Source organism: Gemmatimonadota bacterium, from assembly GCA_016209965.1.
Taxonomy (GTDB): domain Bacteria; phylum Gemmatimonadota; class Gemmatimonadetes; order Longimicrobiales; family RSA9; genus JACQVE01.
The window spans coordinates 1-2,285 of sequence record JACQVE010000178.1 but is presented as its reverse complement, the minus strand read 5'-3'; the positions used below and the strand labels follow the sequence as shown (position 1 = coordinate 2,285).

The 2,285-nt window shown below is 71.7% G+C and carries 3 protein-coding genes; all 3 read left to right on the top strand.

The features are described 5' to 3' along the window. Window positions 1-876, top strand: an 876-nt coding sequence (locus HY703_07340; GenBank protein MBI4544989.1) for a hypothetical protein, incomplete at its 5' end; no start/stop codon positions are given. Further along, on the top strand, window positions 873-1,493 hold the full coding sequence (locus HY703_07335; protein MBI4544988.1) for a hypothetical protein: 621 nt from the start codon (window positions 873-875) through the stop codon (window positions 1,491-1,493). The genes HY703_07340 and HY703_07335, both read left to right, overlap by 4 nt. 77 nt (window positions 1,494-1,570) lie before the next feature. Beyond that, window positions 1,571-2,285 (top strand): hypothetical protein (locus tag HY703_07330; protein MBI4544987.1); only part of this gene is annotated, 715 nt, incomplete at its 3' end.

The window sequence follows — 2,285 nt, the reverse complement described above, 5'->3', positions numbered from 1 at the left end:
GGCGGGGATCCCGAGCTGCGCCCACGCCGCGGCGTGGTCACGGGTGCGAACGAGGTGCTGGTGATTCGGGAAGCACAGGCCAAGTTGGGCGGACTCGCCTGGATCCGTGCGGAAGGGTTTCACCGCGCTCACCGCCAGGGTCGGTCCAACGCAGAGCTGCGGCGGTTTCGAGGCCTCGTCGAGAGTAGCGCGCTGGTTCCGCTGCTGCGGGGCAGTGGCGTCAGCGCCTGGCGTTACCGCCCGGGAGGCTATCTGCTTTGGGTTTATGATGACAGCGGCCCCGCGGCCGGCCCGGCGCCCCCGCACGCGGCGCGTTACCTGAGCCGTCACGAGGCCGTGCTCAGCGGCCGCTCGGGGTGGCGCCCCGGCCTGCCGCCGGGCGCAGTGTTCCGCCTCTCGCCGGAGACGCTGCGCCCCAAGGTCGCCTGGCAGGACCTGGCCGAGGTGCTCGAGGCGGTTGCGCTTCCCGCCACGGCGCGCGGCCTCGAGGCGAAGCGCCGGCCGCTTATCCCCCTCAACACCGTCTACTTCATCCCCACAGATGCAGAGGACCGGGCATTGCTGCTGGCCGCGTTGCTCAACTCGCTGCCGGCACGGACTTTTGCGCGGGCGGTCGCCGAGCGGGCAAAGGACGCTCGGTTCCGCTTTCAGGCCTGGACCGTGGCGCTGCTACCCCTGCCACAGGAGTGGGTAGGCCATGGGACCGCCCCCCGGCTGCTGGCCCTCTCGAAAGTCGCGCACGGCAGGGGTGTGCTGAGTGCGCGGGAGACGGAAGAACTGGACATGCTGGTCGGCCTGCTTTACGGGCTGAGCCCCGAGAACATGCGGGAGCTCGACCGGTTTGACCGCTGGCTCCGCGGCGCGGGCGCGAGATGAGCGCCCGCGCGGACAGCGCCCCCGGGACCGCGACTGCCGCTGGGCCGCTACTCGAGTCGGTCTTTCGGGAAGGGGCGCTGCTGCTGGACGAGCGGAGCCCGCTCTCGCTGCGGGAGCTGGTGGGAATGCTGCTGGGCGCTGCGGTGGAAGCTGCCTTTGCCGTCAACCGCATGAGACTGGCGGGGATCGATCTTTCGGGGCGCGAGCTGGGCAGCGTGCGGAAGTGCCGGGTTCTCATAGGACGGCTGGATGCCAACAGCCTGATCGATACGGGCGCCGGGCGGACGCAGCAGCAGCAGCAACTGAGGGAGCTCGCGAGCTTCTCGGAGAGCGGACGGCTGCACGTACGCGCGGCCGGCTCGGAAGCCTGGTCGCCGGACTTTTCTGTCCTGCGAGTCCGGTCGGGTGACACCGCCGCGGCCGACCGGACAGTGGCACTGGTGGGCGCCCATTACTTCGCGCGGCCCCAGCCTGTGACCGGCCCGGTCCTTACCGCCGTGCTCTGCGGGGGCCAGGCGGAACGCGCCGCCACGCGCTTCGACGAGCTATGGGAAAAGGCCTACGACGTCCTGCCCGTGGTACGCGCAGCCCTCCAGCGTCTGCTGGACGTGGGGTAGCCGGCATGTGGCGGGAATGCCTCGGGTGGACCGCCGGCGGCTTCGGCGCGGTGCGCGAAAGAACACCGGATTGGCGTGTGGCAACGCCCCGGGAAGTAGCGCTCCGCGTGTTGGCGGCGCGATTCGGGCGCTCCGGGCCGGGGCCGCCCACCCCGCCGACGGGATCCGGGCTGTTTGACTTCGCGACGTTCCAGGCCGAGGCCCTCGAGCGGGCACAGCGAATCCTCGAGACCCGGCGGGGCGTGATCGTGGCAGACAGCACAGGGTTGGGGAAGACGTACGTTGCTCTGGGGCTGATCGACCGCTGGCTGCAACAGGGCCGGCGAGTCGCTGTGGCTACGCCAGCCGTGCTGCGGCGAGAGTGGCAGCCGCATCTGGCGCGGCTGGCCCAGCACCATGGCGCGAGCCTGCTCTGCCCGCGCGGCCGGGCGATTCCGCGGGAACCGGTGGGGCTGGTCGCGCTCCAGGAAGCCGCCCCGGAGACCGGGCGACCGCGGGGTGGCGGAGCGGCGCAGGCGCTCGTCTGCTGGCTCTCGCACACGCGGCTCAGCCGCAGCGGCGCGTCGCTGGAAGGCCTCGGGCGCGTGGACCTGGTTGTGATCGACGAGGCGCACGCGTTGCGCTCACCGCGAACGCGGCGCTACCAGGCCGCGGCGGAGCTCTGCCGCGGCGCGCGCGTCCTGCTCCTCACTGCCACGCCAGTCAACAACTCGCTGGCCGACCTCTACTGGCAGCTCCGCCTTTTCAGCGGCGACAGCGACTTCCGCGATGCGGGCGTGGCGAACCTGTGGG